The 18,895-nt window shown below is 61.6% G+C and carries 20 protein-coding genes; 8 read left to right on the forward strand and 12 right to left on the reverse strand.

The window, feature by feature from the left end; translation table 11 throughout:
- The 12 genes from BLT16_RS07940 to erpA form a co-directional block, all read right to left on the reverse strand.
- The gene (locus BLT16_RS07940; protein WP_076749892.1) at positions 1–471 is read right to left on the reverse strand and encodes a F0F1 ATP synthase subunit B; all 471 of its coding nucleotides are present in this window, start codon (positions 469–471) and stop codon (positions 1–3) included.
- Between the two features lie 76 nt (positions 472–547).
- A complete protein-coding gene (gene atpE, locus BLT16_RS07945; RefSeq protein WP_089657994.1) occupies positions 548–775 on the reverse strand; it encodes a F0F1 ATP synthase subunit C in 228 nt (75 codons plus the stop codon).
- 75 nt (positions 776–850) lie between these two features.
- A complete protein-coding gene (gene atpB, locus BLT16_RS07950) occupies positions 851–1,678 on the reverse strand; it encodes a F0F1 ATP synthase subunit A (RefSeq protein WP_089657995.1) in 828 nt (275 codons plus the stop codon).
- A 17-nt stretch (positions 1,679–1,695) separates the two neighbouring features.
- Complete coding sequence (locus BLT16_RS07955) at positions 1,696–2,088, reverse strand: ATP synthase subunit I (protein WP_089657996.1); 393 nt, start codon at positions 2,086–2,088, stop codon at positions 1,696–1,698.
- A 211-nt stretch (positions 2,089–2,299) separates the two neighbouring features.
- On the reverse strand, positions 2,300–3,214 hold the full coding sequence (locus BLT16_RS07960; RefSeq protein ID WP_089657997.1) for a ParB/RepB/Spo0J family partition protein: 915 nt from the start codon (positions 3,212–3,214) through the stop codon (positions 2,300–2,302).
- 34 nt (positions 3,215–3,248) lie between these two features.
- Positions 3,249–4,019, reverse strand: coding sequence for a ParA family protein (locus BLT16_RS07965; protein WP_089657998.1), 771 nt, complete (start codon positions 4,017–4,019; stop codon positions 3,249–3,251).
- Between the two features lie 39 nt (positions 4,020–4,058).
- Entirely contained in the window at positions 4,059–4,697 is a 639-nt protein-coding gene (gene rsmG / locus BLT16_RS07970; RefSeq protein ID WP_089657999.1) for a 16S rRNA (guanine(527)-N(7))-methyltransferase RsmG, read from the reverse strand.
- The gene (gene mnmG / locus BLT16_RS07975; protein WP_089658000.1) at positions 4,694–6,598 is read right to left on the reverse strand and encodes a tRNA uridine-5-carboxymethylaminomethyl(34) synthesis enzyme MnmG; all 1,905 of its coding nucleotides are present in this window, start codon (positions 6,596–6,598) and stop codon (positions 4,694–4,696) included. The genes rsmG and mnmG overlap by 4 nt, the downstream gene beginning before the upstream one ends.
- Positions 6,599–7,145: 547 nt before the next feature.
- Positions 7,146–7,916, reverse strand: a complete 771-nt coding sequence (locus BLT16_RS07980) for an amino acid ABC transporter ATP-binding protein (RefSeq protein WP_089658001.1) — start codon at positions 7,914–7,916, stop codon at positions 7,146–7,148.
- Between the two features lie 11 nt (positions 7,917–7,927).
- Positions 7,928–8,599 (reverse strand): amino acid ABC transporter permease, encoded by a 672-nt coding sequence (locus BLT16_RS07985; RefSeq protein WP_089658002.1) that lies wholly within the window; start codon positions 8,597–8,599, stop codon positions 7,928–7,930.
- An 80-nt stretch (positions 8,600–8,679) separates the two neighbouring features.
- Entirely contained in the window at positions 8,680–9,465 is a 786-nt protein-coding gene (locus BLT16_RS07990) for a transporter substrate-binding domain-containing protein (protein ID WP_089658003.1), read from the reverse strand.
- Between the two features lie 104 nt (positions 9,466–9,569).
- The gene (gene erpA / locus BLT16_RS07995) at positions 9,570–9,923 is read right to left on the reverse strand and encodes an iron-sulfur cluster insertion protein ErpA (RefSeq protein WP_089658004.1); all 354 of its coding nucleotides are present in this window, start codon (positions 9,921–9,923) and stop codon (positions 9,570–9,572) included.
- 196 nt (positions 9,924–10,119) lie between these two features.
- On the opposite strand from erpA, the gene BLT16_RS08000 reads away from it, so the two are divergent.
- From BLT16_RS08000 to BLT16_RS08035, 8 genes are all read left to right on the forward strand, one after another.
- The gene (locus BLT16_RS08000) at positions 10,120–11,865 is read left to right on the forward strand and encodes a chloride channel protein (protein ID WP_245701529.1); all 1,746 of its coding nucleotides are present in this window, start codon (positions 10,120–10,122) and stop codon (positions 11,863–11,865) included.
- 37 nt (positions 11,866–11,902) lie between these two features.
- On the forward strand, positions 11,903–12,334 hold the full coding sequence (hemJ, locus tag BLT16_RS08005; RefSeq protein ID WP_089658006.1) for a protoporphyrinogen oxidase HemJ: 432 nt from the start codon (positions 11,903–11,905) through the stop codon (positions 12,332–12,334).
- Positions 12,334–13,200 (forward strand): bifunctional hydroxymethylpyrimidine kinase/phosphomethylpyrimidine kinase, encoded by an 867-nt coding sequence (gene thiD / locus BLT16_RS08010; RefSeq protein WP_089658007.1) that lies wholly within the window; start codon positions 12,334–12,336, stop codon positions 13,198–13,200. Before hemJ ends, thiD begins: the two co-directional genes overlap by 1 nt.
- Complete coding sequence (gene thiE / locus BLT16_RS08015; RefSeq protein ID WP_089658008.1) at positions 13,190–13,870, forward strand: thiamine phosphate synthase; 681 nt, start codon at positions 13,190–13,192, stop codon at positions 13,868–13,870. Before thiD ends, thiE begins: the two co-directional genes overlap by 11 nt.
- A gap of 90 nt (positions 13,871–13,960) precedes the next feature.
- On the forward strand, positions 13,961–15,253 hold the full coding sequence (gene hemL, locus BLT16_RS08020; protein ID WP_089658009.1) for a glutamate-1-semialdehyde 2,1-aminomutase: 1,293 nt from the start codon (positions 13,961–13,963) through the stop codon (positions 15,251–15,253).
- Positions 15,254–15,283: 30 nt separating this feature from the next.
- Positions 15,284–16,858, forward strand: coding sequence for a bifunctional aminoglycoside phosphotransferase/ATP-binding protein (locus BLT16_RS08025; protein ID WP_089658010.1), 1,575 nt, complete (start codon positions 15,284–15,286; stop codon positions 16,856–16,858).
- A 394-nt stretch (positions 16,859–17,252) separates the two neighbouring features.
- Positions 17,253–18,419, forward strand: a complete 1,167-nt coding sequence (locus tag BLT16_RS21100) for a hypothetical protein (protein ID WP_176817189.1) — start codon at positions 17,253–17,255, stop codon at positions 18,417–18,419.
- 120 nt (positions 18,420–18,539) lie between these two features.
- Positions 18,540–18,881 (forward strand): hypothetical protein, encoded by a 342-nt coding sequence (locus tag BLT16_RS08035; RefSeq protein ID WP_089658012.1) that lies wholly within the window; start codon positions 18,540–18,542, stop codon positions 18,879–18,881.
- Positions 18,882–18,895 lie beyond the last annotated feature (14 nt).

Consider the following 18,895-nt stretch of genomic DNA (forward strand, 5'->3'; position numbering starts at 1 on the left):
TCACAGTTCGGCAGCGAGCTTATCAAGCATCTCGCGGTGCGCCTTCTCGTCGATGGAGGACTCCAGAACACGCTCGGCGCCGACCAGGGCCAGCGTGGCGACCTGAGCACGCAGCTCATCCTTCACGCGATTGACCTCTTGATCGATCTCGGCGCGGGCGCTCGCCACCAGGCGTTCACCCTCGCTACGGGCCTGCTCACGCGCTTCTTCAATCATCTGCGTAGAGCGTTTGTGCGCCTGCTCGAGAATTTCGGAGGCCTGCTCCTTGCTTTCACGCAGCGTCTGCTCGGCCTGCTCCTGAGCAAGCTCCAGGTCACGCGAGGCGCGGCTGGCGGCATCGAGGCCGTCTGCGATGCGCTTTTGACGCTCGTGGAGCGCCTGGCTGAGCGGTGGCCACACGTACTTTATGCAAAACCAGACAAAGATCGCGAAGGCGATCGTCTGCCCGATAAGCGTCATGTTGATATTCACAGGATGATACCTCTGACGGTTTCGTGGCGACCGGAAACAAGCAAGCCGAGCGCTAAGCGCTCGGCACTGTTACTCGTTACCCGGCGACGACGAAGATCAGGTACATCGCGATACCTACGCCGATCATCGGCACGGCGTCGAGCAGACCGGCCATGATGAAGGTACGGGTCTGCAGCTGGTCGCCCAGCTCGGGCTGACGCGCGGTGGTCTCAAGCAGCTTGCCGCCCAGGATGGCGAAGCCGAAACCGGTGGTCAGGGCGCTGACGCTGATGATGATGGCCGCAGCAAGGTAAACGATTTCCATGGTAGTGCTCCTAGGTTCAAGTTGAGGTCAGGTTTAAAGTTACCGCGTTTGCAATCGTTGCTCGGTTCGTAATGCTCAGTGATGCTCGTGCGCTGCGCTCAGGTACACGATCGAAAGCGTCGTGAAGATGAACGCCTGCAGCGAAACGATCAGGATATGGAAGATGGCCCACGGCACGTCCAGCATCCAGATGGCCCAGAACGGCAGCAGCGCAATGAGGATGAAGATGACTTCACCCGCGAACATGCTGCCGAACAGACGCAGCCCCAGGCTAATCGGCTTGACCAGCAGGCCGACGATCTCGAGGATCAGGTTGAACGGGGCCAGCAGCCAGGTGTTGAAGGGCGTGAGCGCCAGCTCCTTGCCGAAGCCAGCGACGCCTTTGACTCGGCAGCTGGAGTAGATGATCAGCAGGAACACGCCCAGCGCCATCCCCAGGGTGGCGTTGACGTCGGTGGTCGGCACGATCTTCATGTACTCGACGCCGAGGCGGCCAAACATCTCAGGCACGTAGTCCACCGGGATCAGCTTGAGGCTGTTCATCAACAGGATCCATATGAACAGCGTCAGCGCCAGCGGCGCGATCATCGGATTCTTGCCATGGAAGGTCGAGCGGGTCAGGTTCTCGATGAACTCGATGACCATTTCCGCAGCATTCTGCAGCCCACCCGGCACACCGGTGGTCGCCATACGACCCGCCTTGCGAAACACCCAGATGAACAGCGCGCCCATGGCGATCGACCAGCCCATGGTGTCCAGATGAATGGCCCAGAAGCCCATCTCCACCGCTTCCTGCGAGGTGGACGCCAGCGACCAGCCGTTTTCCGGGTGCTTGCCGAAGGTCAGGTTCTGGAGGTGGTGCTGTATGTAATAGATGGCGGTCATTTCGTTATCCGCTGCCATACGCTGCTTACCTCAGGTCAGGGGGTCGGCCGGTCACGCAAGAGCCAGGGTGTCAGCCAATGCATGCTCTGGGCCGCCACATAGGCGATAAAGAAAAAAGTCGGGTTTGAAGGGGGCGCTGCGACGAACACCATCACGAACAGTGCCACCGTCAAACCGAACTTGCCGACTGCTGCTTGATAGAAGTTGGCGACGCTGATGCGGGGGCGTCTTCCACCACGTACCTGCAGGCCGCGCCACAAAAAATACAGCGTGGGCAGCAATGCAACCGCCCCCCCCAGTAACACGCTGCGCAAGGCCTCCACTCCGCCGCTCCACAGCGCCAACAGGCCGATCACCGCCGTCGACATCAACTGGATCAGCGGCAGGCGCTGCCATGGCAGCCTTCTGCGGCGGGCGCTTACGTGCATTGCAGTACCTCGTCGCAGAATCCGTCACCTCGGCAATAGCCATCCAGCGCGGCAGCGTGTCACGCCCATCGTTCAAGCAAACAACCGCGGATTATAGGGAAGGCCCCCACCACCTTCAACCGAAGCTGTACCGATTTTGCGCGATATGACGCCAGTTTATGACCAATGGGGGAGGCAGCGATCGAAAAAGCCATTAGCGCGCTAAATGACTTCACCGAATGTGCTCGAGGATCCCATCGAGCTCGTCGAGGCTGGCATAGCGAATGGTCAGCCTGCCTTTGCCACTGCGCCCATGCTGAATCTTTACCGGGGCACCAAGCAAATCCCCAAGGCGCGTCTCGAGACGCGCCACATCTGGGCTGGGAGCGGGCTTATCGGCCTTCTTGGGTTCACCCGCAGCGAGACGCTTGACCAGAGCCTCGGTATCACGAACCGTGAGATCACGATTGACCACTTCGTGGGCAGCCCGACGCTGCTTGCTGCCGCTCAGAGACAGTAGTGCCCTGGCATGCCCCATATCCAGGTCGCCGCGCTCGAGCAGCGTCTGAACCTCAGGGTCAAGGGCCATCAGCCGCAGCAGGTTGGCCACCTGAGCGCGTGACTTGCCCACCGCATCGGCGGTCTGCTGCTGGGTCAGCTCGAACTCTTCCATCAGACGCTTGAGCGCCAGCGCTTCCTCCATCGGATTGAGGTTCTCGCGCTGGATGTTCTCGATCAGCGCCAGGGCTAGCGCGACCTGGTCGCTGACCTCGCGGATCACTGCCGGAATGGTGTCCAACTCGGCCAACTGGGCGGCGCGCCAGCGCCGCTCCCCGGCGATGATCTCGTAGCGCGCCTCGCCGATGGGCCGCACCACGATCGGCTGCATCACGCCCTGGGCGCGGATCGAGTCGGCCAGTTCTTCAAGGGCTTCAGGTTGGATATCACGGCGGGGCTGATACTTGCCACGACTCAGCTGACCCAGCGGTAGCCGCTCGAGGCGTTCATCGGCACCGGCCGGCGCCGCCTCGGCGGGCTCATCGCCAGCTTCCAGCTCGACCTCGGGCAGCGGCTCGCCGTCGCGGCGCCGAGCGCCGCCACTGATCAAAGCATCCAGACCACGCCCCAGGGCACGTTTACGGGTCATCGGCACTTCCTCAACTGGCAGATGGCGATATCGCTTACAGCGACAGACGACGAATCAGTTCCTTGGCCAGTACCCGGTGGGCCTGGCTACCACGCGAGAAGCGCGCATACTTGGTCACCGGCAAGCCGTGGCTGGGCGCCTCGGCAACGCGCACGTTGCGCGGAATGGTGGTCTTGAGCAGGGTGTCACCGAAATAGTCGCGCAGTTGCTTACTGACGTCACGCGTCAGGCTGTTGCGCGAGTCGAACATGGTTCGCACGATGCCCAGTATCTCGAGATTGGGGTTCACACTGTCCTTGATCTGCTCGACGGTATCGAGCAGCGCCGAGAGACCTTCGAGGGCATAGAACTCGCACTGCAGCGGAATCAGCAGGCCATCGGCCGCGGTCAAGGCATTGACGGTGAGCATGTTGAGCGATGGCGGGCAGTCAATCAGCACAACGTCATACTCGGCAGCCAGATCGCGAACCGCGTCCAGCAGGCAACGTTCACGGCCCTGGTCACGGTCGAGCAGATCGACTTCGGCCGCGGTCAGGTCACCGTTACCGGGTAGCAGCGCGTAGCCGGCATCGGGGCAGTCGAGAATCACCTCGGTGGCGCGCTTGTCCCCCATCAGTACGTCAAGCACGCTGCCATCGAGTTCGTGCTTGTCGATACCGCTGCCCATGGTGGCATGGCCCTGGGGGTCGAGATCGATCAGCAGTACGCGCCGGTCAAGTGCCGCCAAGCTGGCGGCAAGATTGACGGCGGTGGTGGTCTTGCCCACGCCACCCTTCTGATTGGTCAAGGCGATGATCTTGGTCACGAGCGACTTCCTTCCTTGTGCCGGCCTGCCGGGGGAGGCCTAGGTGAGACCCGGGCGTTCGAGTACCAGCAGCTGCCGTTGTGCATTCTCGAAGGGCACCCGCAGCGCATGACGCTGGCGTAACACGACATCTGCCGGCAACCCTGCCAGCTCATCATCGGCGCTGGGCCCTTTCATCGCCAACCACTGCCCGTTGGCGGCTAGCAGATGATCACTTAACGCCACGAAGTCGTCGAGGCTGGCAAAGGCGCGAGAAATCACCTGGTCGAATGGCCCCGCCTCGAGTGCTTCGACCCGTGCCTGGATCGGCGTCACGTTATCGAGCCCCAATTCCAGCACAGCCTGGCGTTGAAAGCGTACTTTCTTGCCGTTGCTGTCGAGCAGGCTGACCTGCAGTTGCGGCGCCAGAATCGCCAGCACCAGCCCGGGTAACCCCGGCCCTGCGCCAACGTCGAGCAGTGTCGGGCCGGCGACGTAAGGCAACACCGCGGCGCTGTCGAGCAGGTGCCGAGGCACCATCTCATCCATCGAGCGTACCGCGGTGAGGTTATAGGCGCGATTCCACTTGTGCAACAGCGCCAACAGGTCGAGCAGTTTATCGCGTTGGTTGGCCTGTGGAACGATCTCGAGTTGCTTGAGCCCCGCATCGAGCCGAGCGGCGATATCGGCATCGATCATCCGTTGACCACCCGGGAATCATCGAGCAGCCGACGTTTCTTGAGGTGAATCAACAGGATCGACACCGCAGCGGGGGTGACCCCGGCAATTCGCCCGGCGTGAGCGAGTGTTGCTGGACGCGCAGCGCTGAGTTTCTGGCGAATCTCATTGGATAGCCCCTCAACCTGGTCGAAGTCCAGATCCGCCGGTAGCGGCGTGGCCTCGTGGCGCTTGAGCTTGTCGATCTCCTGCTGTTGACGATCGATATAGCCCTGGTACTTGGCCTGGATCTGCACCTGTTCGGCAACGGCGGCGTCGTCCACCGCCTGGCCGTCGATCCCTTCCAGCGAGGCCAGGTCGCGATACTCGAGTTCGGGCCGCTTGAGCAGCTCGAGCAGCGAATATTCGTGGGCCAGCGGTTTGCCGATCTTGCTGGCGATGGCCTCGGCGGCCGCTGTGCCGGGCTGGACCCAGCTGGCCTTGAGCCGCGACTGCTCGCGCTCTATGGCCTCGCGCTTGGTGCTAAAGGCCGCCCAGCGGGTGTCATCAACCAGACCCAGTTCACGACCGATCTCGGTCAGTCGCAGGTCAGCGTTGTCCTCACGCAGCAGCAGGCGATATTCGGCCCGCGAGGTGAACATGCGATAGGGTTCCTGGGTGCCCATGGTAATCAGGTCATCGACCAGCACCCCCAGGTAGGCTTCGTCACGCCGTGGCGACCAGCTGTCTAGCCCCTTGGCACGCCGCGCGGCATTGAGACCCGCCAGCAACCCTTGGGCGCCAGCTTCCTCATAGCCGGTAGTGCCGTTGATCTGCCCGGCGAAGAACAGGTTGTGAATGAATTTCGTCTCCAGCGAGTGCTTTAGGTCGCGGGGATCGAAGAAGTCGTACTCGATGGCATAGCCCGGGCGGGTGATATGCGCATTTTCCATCCCCTTGATCGAGCGTACTACCTGCAGCTGCACGTCAAACGGTAGCGAGGTGGAAATCCCATTGGGATAAAGTTCGTGGGTATCCAGGCCTTCCGGCTCGACGAACACCTGGTGACTGGCCTTGTCGGCAAAGCGATGAACCTTGTCCTCGATTGACGGGCAATAGCGCGGCCCCACGCCTTCGATAAGCCCGGAATACATCGGTGAACGATCGAGATTGGCGAAGATGATCTCGTGAGTACGCTCGTTGGTATGGGCGATATGGCAGCTGACCTGGCGCGGATGCATGCTGCGATCGCCAAGATAGGACATCACCGGCGTTGGGCTATCGCCGGGCTGTTCCTCGAGTTGGCTGAAGTCGACGCTCTTGGCATTTAGCCGCGGCGGCGTGCCGGTCTTCAGCCGTGCGACGTTGAACGGCAGCGCCCGCAGCCGCTCAGCCAATGCATTCGAGGGTGGGTCACCGGCGCGTCCTCCACGACTCTGGTCTAGGCCAATATGAATGACCCCACCGAGGAAGGTTCCGGTGCACAGCACCACGCTCTCGGCATGGAAGCGAATGCCGGTCTCGGTGACCACGCCGGTTACTCGATCGTCGCTGACCATCAGGTCGCCGGCAGCCTGCTGAAATAGCGTCAGGTTGGGCTGCTGCTCCAGCATGCCGCGGATGGCAGCCTTGTAGCGTACCCGATCGGCTTGGGCACGAGTGGCACGCACCGCCGGTCCCTTGCGCGCGTTGAGCACTCGGAACTGGATTCCTCCCCGGTCAGTGGCCAGTCCCATGCCACCACCCAGCGCATCGATCTCCTTGACCAGATGACTCTTGCCGATCCCGCCGATAGCGGGATTGCAGGACATCTGACCGAGTGTCTCGATGTTGTGAGTTAGCAGTAGGGTCTGACAGCCCATGCGAGCGGAGGCCAGGGCGGCTTCGGTTCCCGCATGGCCACCGCCGATGACGATGACGTCAAAGCGGTCGGGGTAATCCACGTTGCACCTCGAATGGCACCGTTGGTGCCTAAAAAATGATCAATGCCAAAAATTGGGCGCCCAGTATAAACCTCCTGTGGGTAACCGTCAGGGGTTTTCCACACTGCCTTGCCCTGCCGGGTGACATCACGCGTCAAACAAGAATAAAAATAAGTAGAGTAAAAAAGAAGTTCTGTTGTTGTTGTGACTACTGGTGTGGATATTTTCTGTGGGTAAGCCACTTTTCCATTTCCTAATCAGTCTCTTGGAGTGTTGACCGTCACGCGGAAAAACAGCGTATCAGCTGCGGACAGCCGGTCATGAGCCTGTGGATGAAAGCGCGACTTGTGCACAGCCCGAGGCGTGCACCGCTTATCCACCGACCTCGTTGGCAGTTGTTACCGCGCCCGCCCACATGCTGGTGAAAATTCCACCAACACCATGGTGGTGGGGGCTGGCGAGCATTCTCGCGGCAAATGAATTTTTTTTGTCCACAGGCCAAAAAAGCGCCAAAAAAAGGCCAGTCGTTGTCCGACTGGCCTTTTTGAGAGGTGCGGGGAGCAAAAAATCAGTGCTTGAGCACCCGCGATAGGAAGCTTTGCGTACGAGCATGCTGTGGGTTGTCGAACACGGCTGCAGGGGGGCCTTGCTCGACGATCTGACCGCTGTGGATGTAGATCACGCGATCGGCCACCTCCCGAGCAAAGCCCATCTCGTGGGTGACGATCATCATCGTCATGCCTTCTCGGGCCAGCTCACGCATGGCGTCGAGCACTTCGCCGATCATCTCCGGGTCCAGCGCTGAGGTCGGCTCGTCGAACAGCATAAGACGTGGCTCCATGGCCAGCGCCCTGGCCAATGCCACGCGCTGCTGTTGGCCACCTGAGAGCTGGCTTGGGTACTTGTCGGCCTGGTCGCTGATGCCCACCCGTTCCAGGAGGCGTTGGGCAGTACTCGATGCCTGTTGGCGACTGACGCCGCGGACCTTGATGGGGGCCAGGGTGACGTTGTCGCGCACGCTGAGATGGGGAAACAGGTTGAACTGCTGGAAGACCATACCGACTTCGGTGCGGATGGTCTGCAGTGCCTTGCTGCTCTTGCCGTAGGGGGTCAGCGGGTTGCCGTCGACCTCGATGTGACCGGACTGGAACTCTTCGAGGCCGTTGATGCAGCGAATCAGCGTCGATTTTCCGGAGCCGCTGGCGCCGATAATCACGACCACTTCGCCAGGCTCGACGCTGAGTTCGATATCCTTGAGCACGTGCAGGCTACCAAAATGCTTGTTGACCTGTTGCATGTGCACGATGGGTTGGGCCGCGGTGGGTGTGTCAGTTGTCATGCGTGGCTCCTTTATTGTCCGACCAGGCCGCGGCGCTCCAGTTGGCGCAGGATCAGCGATAACGTCCAGGTGATCGCCAGGTACATCAGCGCGACCATGAAGTAGACCTCCAGTGCGGTGAAGGTGGTGGCGATGTAGATCTGGCCCTGGCGCACCAGCTCACCCACGCCGATCACCGAGAACAGCGAGGTGTCCTTGATACTGATGATTCCCTGGTTACCCAGGGGGGGAATCATGCGCCGAAATGCCTGGGGCCAGATGATGTAGCGGAACGATTGGGTGCGTGACAGACCCAGCGACAGTGACGCCTCGCGCTGGCCACGCTCGATCGACTGCACGCCGCCGCGCACGATCTCGGAGATATAGGCGCCGGAGTTGATGGCGATGGCGGCGATGCCAGCCACCAGGGCATTGATCGGGCCGCCCAGCAGCTGCGGCAGGCCGTAGAAGATGAACAGCACCTGCACCAGGATCGGGGTGCCGCGGAACACCTCGATATAGAAAATCGCCGGCCAGCGCAGCCAGCGCACTGGGCTGATGCGCAGCAGGCCAAAGAAGATGCCGATGAAGAAGCCGATGGCCAGTCCGCCGAAGGAGATCAGCAGCGTGTAGGGAATCCCCGGCAGCAGGTAGGGGATCGAGGCTAGCGCCGCCGACCAGTTGAATTGAAAGGTCAGGTCCACGTCAGGGTCTCCCGTTGAGGACAGGCAGTAGAACGTCGACGGGGCCGGGTGGACCCGGCCCCGTCAGGCTGGCATGAGGATCAATCGGCGTCGGGGGATTCGCCGAACCACTCTTCATAGATGGCGTCGTAGGTACCATCTTCGCGCATCTCGGCCAGTGCCTGGTTGGCGGGCTCGACCCACTCGCTGCCCTGATGGAAGACGATGCCGTACTGTTGGCCCTCGTAGAGCGGCCCGACGACCTTGGTGCGGCCTTCGCCACGGGTCTGGGAGAAGTAGGCGACGTTGGGTGCATCGTAGAAGGCGGCGTCGACGTTGCCGCCGAGCAGTGCCATGTACATGTCGCTGTTGCCGGGGTAGGGCGTAATATCAGCGTCGTCGCCGAGGGTTTCCTGCAGGTAGTCGTAGCTGGTGGAGCCGATCCGCGTGGCGATGCTCTTGCCTTCGAGGTCCTCGATGGTTTCGACGTCGTCGTTGTCGGCGCGGACGATGATCTGCAGGCCGCTGTCGTAGTAGGGGTCGGAAAAATCGACGATCTCGGCACGTTCTTCGGTGATCGTCACCCCGGCAATGGCAATCTCCTGATTGCCGGTCTGCACGGCGGGGATGATGCCGGCAAACTCCATGGTGGTGAGATTGATCTCGAAGCCGGCGCGCTCGGCCACCTCGTTGATGATGTCCATATCGAAGCCGACCATCTCGCCGGTATCCGGATCCATCATCTCGAAGGGTACGAAGCTCGGGTCGGTGACCACGTTGACGGTGGGCAAGTCGGCGACGGCGGTACCGGAAACCCCGAGGCCCAGTGCGACGGTGGCGCTCAGCGCGGTGCGGGATAGATAACGATCTAGCAGATTACGGTGCATGTGGTTCCCCATTGTAGAACGATTATTTCTGGAACTCGCCAATAAACCATGGCGAGATAATGGGGAAGCGTCAAGCAACAGCAAATCGTGCTGAACCTGTCGGCTCAGACCATGAAAGAGGCGCCGCAGCCACAGGTAGTGGTGGCATTGGGGTTCTGGATCACGAAACGTGCGCCGGCCAGACCCTGTTCGAAATCGACGGTGGAGCCGACCAGATACTGGTAGGAGAGTGGATCGACGATCATTGCCACGTCGTCATAATCGACCAGGGTATCGTCGTCGGCGACGCTGTCGGAAAAATCGAAGCCGTACTGGAAGCCCGAGCAGCCGCCGCCGGTCACGTAGACGCGCAGCTTGAGCGTCGGGTTGCCCTCCTCGCGAATCAGCTCGCGCAGCCGCGCCTGAGCGCTGTCGCTGAGGAACATCGGGCGGGGAACGAAGGATTCGGCACTGCTCATGGACGTGCTCCTGAGCCAGAGGTGAGTGATCTTAATCGGGCAGTCAGCCATTATCGGCAATCCCTAGCAAAAGGGTCAACTTTTCACGACCCGATCGAGGCTTGGCGTAGGATCTAGCTATTGTATGCTGAAGGCATACACCAGATGTCCAGTGGCCGCTGCGTTTGGCTGCTCGACGCGCCGACAGGAGTCAGCCTTGCCGCGCCTGCCCGACCTGAGTCTCGAACGCTTTCGACGCCAGCTCGCCAATGTCGATGCGCTACCCCAGCTATGCGTGCTGGGGCTAGTCTCGGGTGTGGTCACCGGCGGATTGATGGTGGGCTTTCGCCTGCTGCTTGACCTGGGTGGGCTGGCCTTCATGCCGGGCGGCGACCATGAAGCCTTCCAGGAACTCCCTACCTGGGCGCGCGTTCTGTTGCCGCTGTTGGCGGTGATCCTGATCGGGCTGTGGCTGGGTCGTCAGCCCCTCGCAGCACGCAAGCTCGGGGTCGGCCATGTGATCGAGCGGCTCACCTACCATCAGGGGCGTTTTCCACTGCGCAATTGGCTCAACCAGTGGTGGGTGGGTATCGTGGCGGTACTCGGCGGTCTCTCCGCCGGCCGTGAAGGCCCCGCTATCCATCTCGGTGCGGCTGCCTCTAGCGGTATTGGCCAGCAGCTACGCCTGCCTCACAACAGTCTGCGTGTGCTGGTGGCCTGCGGCACCGCGGCGGGCATCTCGGCATCGTTCAATACGCCCATCGCTGGCGTCATCTTCGCCATGGAAGTGGTGATGATGGAGTACACCATTGCCGGTTTCATGCCGGTGATCCTGGCCTCGACCATGGGCGCCCTGATTGCCCAACTGGTGTACGGATCGGAGCCAGCCTTCCAGGTGCCCATCGTAACGCTCGATTCAATGTTCAACCTGCCGTGGATCGTGGTCACTGCGCTGGGCATCGGGCTATTGGCTGGGCTGTTCATCCATGTTGCACGCAGCGGCGAGTTGTTGACGCGCTGGCCGTGGTGGCAGCGGTTGGCGGCGGTAGGGATCGTTACCGGTGGCGTGGCGCTGTGGTATCCGGAAGTGCAGGGCATCGGTTACGACAGCCTTGATGCCACGCTCAACGGGGTGCTGGCGGTGGATGTCTTGTTGGCTCTGGTGTTGGCCAAGCTGCTGTTGACGGCTTTCACCGTGGCTTGCGGGGTGCCGATCGGCATTATCGGGCCGGTGCTGGTGGTGGGGGCCGCGGCGGGTGCGTTGAGCGGCATGCTGGGGCACTGGCTGTGGCCCAACGCCTCCGCCGACCCAGGGTTGTATGCCATGTTGGGCATGGCGGCGATGATGGGGGCTGTGCTGCAGGCGCCCCTGGCAGCATTGATGGCGCTGCTCGAGCTGACCCACAATCCCAATATCATCTTGCCGGGTATGTTGGCGGTGGTGGTGTCTGGGCTTACCGCTCGGCAGCTGTGTCGCTGTGACGGTTTCTTCATCGCCGTGACTCGCCACGGCCTGCACCCGCTGCAGCAGCCGCTGATGCAGGCACTGTCGCGGGTCTCGGTGCCGGCGGTGATGGAACGCAATGTGGCGACTACGCTGCGCTGGGTGGGGCGCGACGAGGCGCGCATGCTGCTCGCTGGCAAGCCCCTGTGGCTGGTGATCCTGCGCTCGAGCGACGACAAGCCGACCCTGGCGCTGAAGGCCGCTGACCTGGCTCGGGCGATGAACGACGACACGCTATGGAATGCCGAGCAACGGCTCGATCTGCTGGAGGTGCCGGGACAGCGTCTGGAAATGGCGCCGATCCATGTCCAGGCCACCCTCAGTGAAGCCTTTGACTTGCTCAACGACCACTCAGTCGACGCCCTCTACGTCGAAAATACGCGACGGCCGAAGGGGCCGCGAATTTCCGGTATCATCTCCCGCGACGCCATCGAAACCTACTATCGCTATCGTCGCTGAGGGCTGCGGCGAGGCATCCGCTGTCTGAGGAGCCGGCATGTATCTGTGGATCAAGGCGCTGCACCTGATCGCCATCATTACCTGGTTTGCCGCGATGTTCTATCTGCCGCGACTTTTCGTCTATCACGCCATGGCACGGGACAAGGGCGACCAGCAGGCTATCGACTATTTTCTGATCATGGAGCGTAAGCTCTACCGCGGGATCATGTTGCCGTCGATGATTGCCGTACTGGGCTTCGGCATCTGGCTGTTGGCGCTGGCGCCGGTGTGGATGAGTCAGGGCTGGATGCATCTCAAGTTGCTGCTGGTGGCGCTCCTGGTCGGCTACCATCACGTGTGCCTGGCGTACCTGAAGAAGTTCGCCGCTGGCCGCTGTGACAAATCCCATGTGTTCTTCCGCTGGTTCAATGAGGCACCGGTGATCGCGCTGTTGATCATCGTGGTGCTGGCCGTGGTCAAGCCGTTCTGATGGCCAGTGACGCAACTCATTCGCCTCGGGTGGCGAGCCGCCAGCTGCCGGCCGTGGTGGTGCTGGCCGGTCACGACCCTACGGGCGGTGCCGGACTGGTGGCCGACGCCGAGGCAATCAGTGCCTGCGGCGCCTGGCCGTTGACGATTCCTACCGCGCTGACGGTGCAGAACAGTACCGACGTCAGCGCGGTGACGCCCTGCGATCCGGATACCATGCGTGCCATGGCCGCAGCGCTCGACGAGTTCTCGGTGGCGGCGATCAAGGTTGGCCTGGTAGCGAGTCTCGAGACACTCGATGCCGTGGTGGATATCGTGCGTCGCTTTCCCGGTGTGCCGCTGGTGATGGATCCCGTGCTCAAGGCGGGCGGTGGCCGAGAGCTCTCCAGCCTCGAGCTGCGCGACGCGTTCCGCGAGCGACTGCTACCACGAGTGGATATTCTTACCCCCAATCGTCTCGAACTGGCGCGCCTGGCCGGTGATGACCAGGATAACGACACCGACCGCGCCATTGCGCTGCTGTCGCTGGGCTGTCAGGCAGTGCTGGTGACCGCCACGGATGACCCGCTTCCGGGGAGTGACCGGCGCCAGGTTATCCACACCCTGCATACCCCTGACGAGGGGCGCCAGTGGCACTGGCCGCGCCTGCCCGGGCGTTTCCATGGCTCGGGCTGTACCCTGGCCGCGGCGCTGGCGTCGCGGCTGGCCTGCGGCGAACGACTGCTGCCGGCCTGTGAGCAGGCCCAGGCTTACACCTGGGAGACACTTGAACATGGCTGGCTACCCGATCTGCAGCATCGAGGCGGCCAGGCGCTGCCGCGTCGGCTGTGGCGTCACCCGGCCTGGAGCGATCGATATGACGACTGACCCTAGAGGTTGGCAGCGCGGTCTCTACGCGATCACCGATGGTGTGCTGCTGCCGGATGACCACACACTGCTGACGGCCTGCGACGCCGCCTTGCGCGGCGGGCTGGCACTGTTGCAGTATCGAGACAAGTCTGGCGACGATGCCCGTCGTTGGCGCCAGGCTACGTCGCTGGCCAGCCTGTGCCAGGATCATGCGGTTCCGCTGATCATCAACGATGATACCGCGCTGGCGCTGCGGCTTCGCGACGCTGGCTTCGCAGGCGTTGGTCTGCACCTCGGGCAGCGTGACGGTGAGCTGGCCGAGGCCAGGCAGCGGTTGGGTGTCGAGGCGCTGATCGGCGCCACCTGCCATGCGCGACTCGACCTGGCCGAACGGGCCAAGGCCGAGGGCGCAAGCTACGTTGCTTTCGGGCGTTTCTTTGCCTCGCGCACCAAGCCAGAAGCGCCACCGGCACCGCTATCGCTGCTCACTGAGGCGGCTGGTCTGGGGTTGCCGCGAGTGGCGATCGGCGGCATCGACGCGCATACCGCCACGGCGGCGCGGCAAGCCGGCGCCGAGCTGCTGGCCAGCGTTGAAGCGGTGTTCGGTGGCAGCGATGTCGAAGCTCGGGTTCGACACCTAAATCAACAACTTGCCTTGATCGAGGGTGAGCATGATGTAACGCCTTAGCCTTATCCACAGGCAGTGCAGAGAGAGTTATCCGCACTGTCCAGAGGGTTATCCACAGAATTTTGCTTTTTTGACTGCCGAGAGATTGCCATGACCACTTCCGCCGAGCTTTTCGAACAGGCCTGTCGCCACATTCCCGGTGGCGTCAATTCCCCGGTGCGTGCCTTCAAGGGCCTGCATCGGCCGCCGGTGTTCATCGAGCGTGCGCAGGGCGCCTACCTGTTCGACGTCGAGGGCAAGCGCTACGTCGATTATGTCGGTTCCTGGGGGCCGATGATCACCGGCCACGCCGACCCTGAGGTGTTGAGCGCGGTGCGTGATAAGCTCGACCACGGTCTTTCGTTTGGTACCCCTACCGCTATCGAGACCCGCATGGCAGATCTGGTGTGCGAGATCATCCCCAGCATCGAGCTGGTCCGCATGGTCAATTCGGGCACCGAAGCCACTATGTCGGCGATTCGCCTGGCGCGCGGCTTTACCGGGCGCGACAAGATCGTCAAGTTCGAGGGCAACTACCACGGCCATTCCGACTCGCTGCTGGTCAAGGCCGGCTCCGGGGCGCTGACCCACGGTGAGCCGAGTTCTCCTGGGGTACCGGCGGCGCTGGCCGAGCACACCGTGACCCTACCGCACAATGACCTCGATGCGTTGGAAGCCTGTTTCGAGGAGATCGGTGATCAGGTGGCCTGCATTATCGTCGAGCCGGTGGCCGGCAATATGAATTGCATCCCGCCACTACCGGGCTTCCTCGAAGGACTGCGTCGCGTCTGCGACCAGCACGGCAGCGTGCTGATATTCGATGAGGTGATGACCGGGTTTCGGGTGGCGTTGGGGGGTGCTCAGGCCCACTATGGCGTGACACCTGACCTGACCTGCCTGGGCAAGATCGTCGGTGGCGGCATGCCGGTGGGGGCTTTCGGCGGCAAGCGCGAGATCATGTCGCACATCTCGCCGCTTGGGCCGGTTTATCAGGCTGGCACCCTGGCCGGCAATCCGTTGGCCATGGCCGCCGGTATTGCCCTGCTCACCAAGCTGCGCGAGCCGGGCTTCCACGATGCCCTGGCCCAGCGCGTCGAGACCTTGTGCAGTGGGCTCGAGGCGCGCGCCGAGGCGGCTGGAGTAGCGATGATCACACAACGTGCTGGGGGCATGTTCGGGGTCTTCTTCACTGGCCAGTCGCGGGTCGATAACTTCGGCCAGGCCACGGCCTGCGATGCCGACGCCTTTCGTCGCTTCTTCTCGGCGATGCTCGACCAAGGCGTCTATCTCGCGCCGTCAGCCTTCGAAGCTGGCTTCATGTCGAGTGCGCATACGGCAGAAGACATCCAGACCACGCTGGATGCCGCCGAGCAGGCATTTGCCATCATGGCGCGAGAGGCGTGATACGTCAGCTGCTATCAGGGGGAGTCCAGAGTGAGTGATACGCTGATCGAGGCGCTCAAGTCGTCGAGTGGTTATGATCACCCTGTGGCTACGGTGGAGGTCCACGAGACGCATATCTCTTGGATCCTGCTGACCGGCGAATTTGCCTACAAGATCAAGAAACCGATCTGTTTTGGCAGCTTTCTGGACTTTTCCACACTGGCCAAGCGGCGTGCGCTTTGCGAACAGGAGGTGCGCCTCAATCGCCGCCTGGCGCCAAACCTTTACGTCGCTGCGGTTCCGATCTCCGGCACGCCCGAGGCGCCGCGTATCAACGACGCCAGCGCTCCCTTCGAGTACGCTGTGAAGATGCGCCAGTTCAGCAATCGGTTATTGTTCAGCCACTTGCAGGCTAGCGGTGAGTTGTCCCAGGAGTTGATCGACGACCTGATTGATCAACTGGTCGACTTTCATGAGCAGGCAGCGCCGGTAGCGGTGGATAGCACGCTGGGCAGCGGCGAGTCGACCGCGGCGATCATGGAGCGGGAGTTCAGCCTGATTCGTGAACGCCTCAACAACAGTGACGACCTGGCTCGCCTGGCCTGCCTCGAGACCTTGGCCAACGAGGCACATGCTCGATTGCAGGAAGCGTTTGCGGCACGTCACCGAGATGGCTTCGTACGTGAAACCCATGGCGATATCCACCTTGGCAATGCCGTCCATCATGAAGGCCGTGCCCTACTATTCGATGGCATCGAGTTCAACGACGAACTGCGCTGGAACGATGTGGCCTGCGACTTGGCGTTTTTGCTGATGGATCTCGAGGCCCGCGGCGAGCAGCCCCTCGCCCGTCATGCACTGAACCGCTATCTAGAGCTTTCCGGCGACTATGGGCTAGTCCGGGTGCTTGCCTACTACAAGCTCTACCGTGCGCTGGTCATGGCCAAGGTGGCGGCTATCCGCTATCGCCAGGCGAACGATGACGACCAGCAGCAGCCGGCACTGGCGGAGTGTCGCCGCTATCTGAATTTGGCCGACGGCTATGCCCGCTTTGCCTTCCCTTACCTGTTGATCGGCGTTGGCGTCTCGGGTAGTGGCAAGAGCCGGTTCACTGCTGAGGTTATCCGCCGGTTGGGTGGCGTACGGCTACGTTCCGATGTGGAGCGCAAGCGGCTGTTTGGTTTTCATCCACAGGCCAGTAGTCAGCAACAGGGTGTGGATATCTATACCTCATCGGCCACTCATCGCACCTACCAGCGGCTTGCCGAACTCACCGGTATGCTGCTGGAGTCGGGACTCCCCGTGTGCATCGATGCCACCTGCCTGGCGCGCTGGCAGCGCGATATGCTGGGTTGGGAGGCCGAGGGCCGTGGCTTGCCGCTGTTGACGGTGAGCTTCGAGGCTGACGTAGAGACCCTGCGTCAGCGCATCGTAAAGCGCGCCAGGCGCGGTGGTGACCCTTCTGAGGCGAGCCTGGACGTGCTCGAGCGACAGTTGGCCGGGCTAGAGCCGTTTGGCGACGATGAGCGCCGCCATCTGATCCACCTCGACACCACTGCTGATGATGCTACCGAGACCCTGGTAAGCCTGATCCAGGCGAAGGTTGGGGGCTTGGAAGGCCGCTAATGTTGCATGATTAAAGGCGTGACTTGGCGCTTTTGTGGCGAAGTGTATCACTTATGATATTCGCTCTTTTTCGCTAAACTATTATAGTAAAAGCATTTCTTTTTCCTCCCCAGCGGGTCGATGTAAGCAGTGTAAACTTATTGATGACGCTTTCTCCGATCCGCCCCCGTTTTTCTCTCCAATGATGTGAAAGCGTTACTTTCCAGCATGGTTAAGTATCTGAATATGCTATGCGTTTCAGTTTGTAATGTTTTGTGGCACATATCGTGCAATTAATCTTTCGATCGCCAGGTTGGACAAGTGGTGTGAGCATCTAGAGCAACCGCCGCTTCAGCTTGCCGTGCAACCCAGTGATCGCAGGAAACAAAAATCATGCATGGTATGGAGAAGGATCATGAAAAATTATGTGATTGCGGGAACATCAATGCTGGCATTAGTGGTCGCGATTTCCACAGCGCACGCTAACCCTAGCGCCGGGGTGGCTGACGAAGTCGACCAGCAGGTCACCTCCACGGCTGTGGCTACCGGGGGAAACAGTGGACCGGCAAACGGGGGGAGTGGTGGTAACGGAGGTAACGGCAGCAGCACCGCCAACTCCACTGCGTTCAATGCCTTCGAAGAGATTGATGACGAGGATAACGGTTTTAGCGCTAGCAGCGGTGCGACCAGCGGTTCCGGTACCGGCGGCGCTGGCGGCATGGGCGGTGCCGGCGGCACCTCCGGAGCTGGCGGTGACGCCTGGGCGATGAGTGAGTCCTATAACACCTCGACCAGCGTAATCGCATTGCAGGAACTACAGTCCACCGTGACCGGCTCGCGTATTTACATCAATGCGGGTGACGGTGCAACAGGTGCGTCTGGCGGTGCCGGGGGCGATGCCCTGGCGGTGACCGCTGCCCTGGGCGCCGGTGGTGATGGTGGCAGCGGCACCGGCGGTGCCGGCGGTGAAGCCGATGCCAATGCTGGCAACGGTGACGACGGTGGCGATGGCATTGGCCTCGGCCTGGGCCTCGGCGTAGGCCAGGGCCAGGGTGGAAACGCGAATGCCAATAATGATGATACTTCTGCAGCCGGTGGGACAGCACTGGGTCTAGCAGCCAACGTTGCTGATGATTTCGATGACGACAATACCAACACGGCAACCAATGGCGACACCTCCAATGGTGATGCTATGGCAAGTGCTGCCGTTAATGGTGGCACCGGTGGGGCTGGCTCAGGCACTGGTAGTGGTAGTGGCACCGGTAGTGGCACCGGTGGCAACGGCGGTGCCGGCGGTGATGCCCTGGCCCAGGGCGGCGCAGGCGGTAATGGCAACGGTGGTGGCGGCGGCGGTGCGACCTCTACCAGCGGTGATGCCATGGCTCAGGCAGGCAATGGCGGCAATGGTGGCAACGGTGGCAATGGCGGTGCGGCCAGCCTGATGACTGGCAGCGCCAGTATGGCGGCGGGTGCCGGGACCTTCGGCGGCATTGCCAACATGAACCTGTCGACCGGGATCTACAATTCCCAGCTGGCAGCCACCAACGTCGCGGCTCACAGCAATGTGAACATCGGCAACTGATCCATGCAGTAACGACCTGTGATGGGCTGGCGGTTTACCGTCAGCCCCTCTTCTCTGCTGGCCATTGGAGGGGTAATCATGAAATTCCGCGTATTCTCAGGGACCTGCCTAGGAGTAGCCATGTTGCTGAGCTCGCCATGGACGCTGGCAGATGGAACATCGGCTACTGAGCAGACTAACGAGGGGTTTGCGGCACTCGAGATGATCGATGATCAGGAGCTGGCCGATCTGCATGGGCGGGAGGGGGGCTTCAATCTGGTCAATGTGCAGAGTATTCAGCATCTCGATGCTGCGGTGACAGGCGCCTCTTTCACCGCTGGCAGCATTGTTAGCGGCAATGTCGTGATCGAGAACCGTGCGCTGGATAACTTCTCGGGAATAGGGCTTTTCAACATCAATACCGGACATAGCAATGCTGTCAGCACGGGTGTCAACATCAGTATCTATGCCCCGACGCAGTGATTTGGCATGCCGTC

The sequence above is a fragment of the Franzmannia pantelleriensis genome, from assembly GCF_900102875.1.
In the GTDB taxonomy this organism is placed as follows: domain Bacteria; phylum Pseudomonadota; class Gammaproteobacteria; order Pseudomonadales; family Halomonadaceae; genus Franzmannia; species Franzmannia pantelleriensis.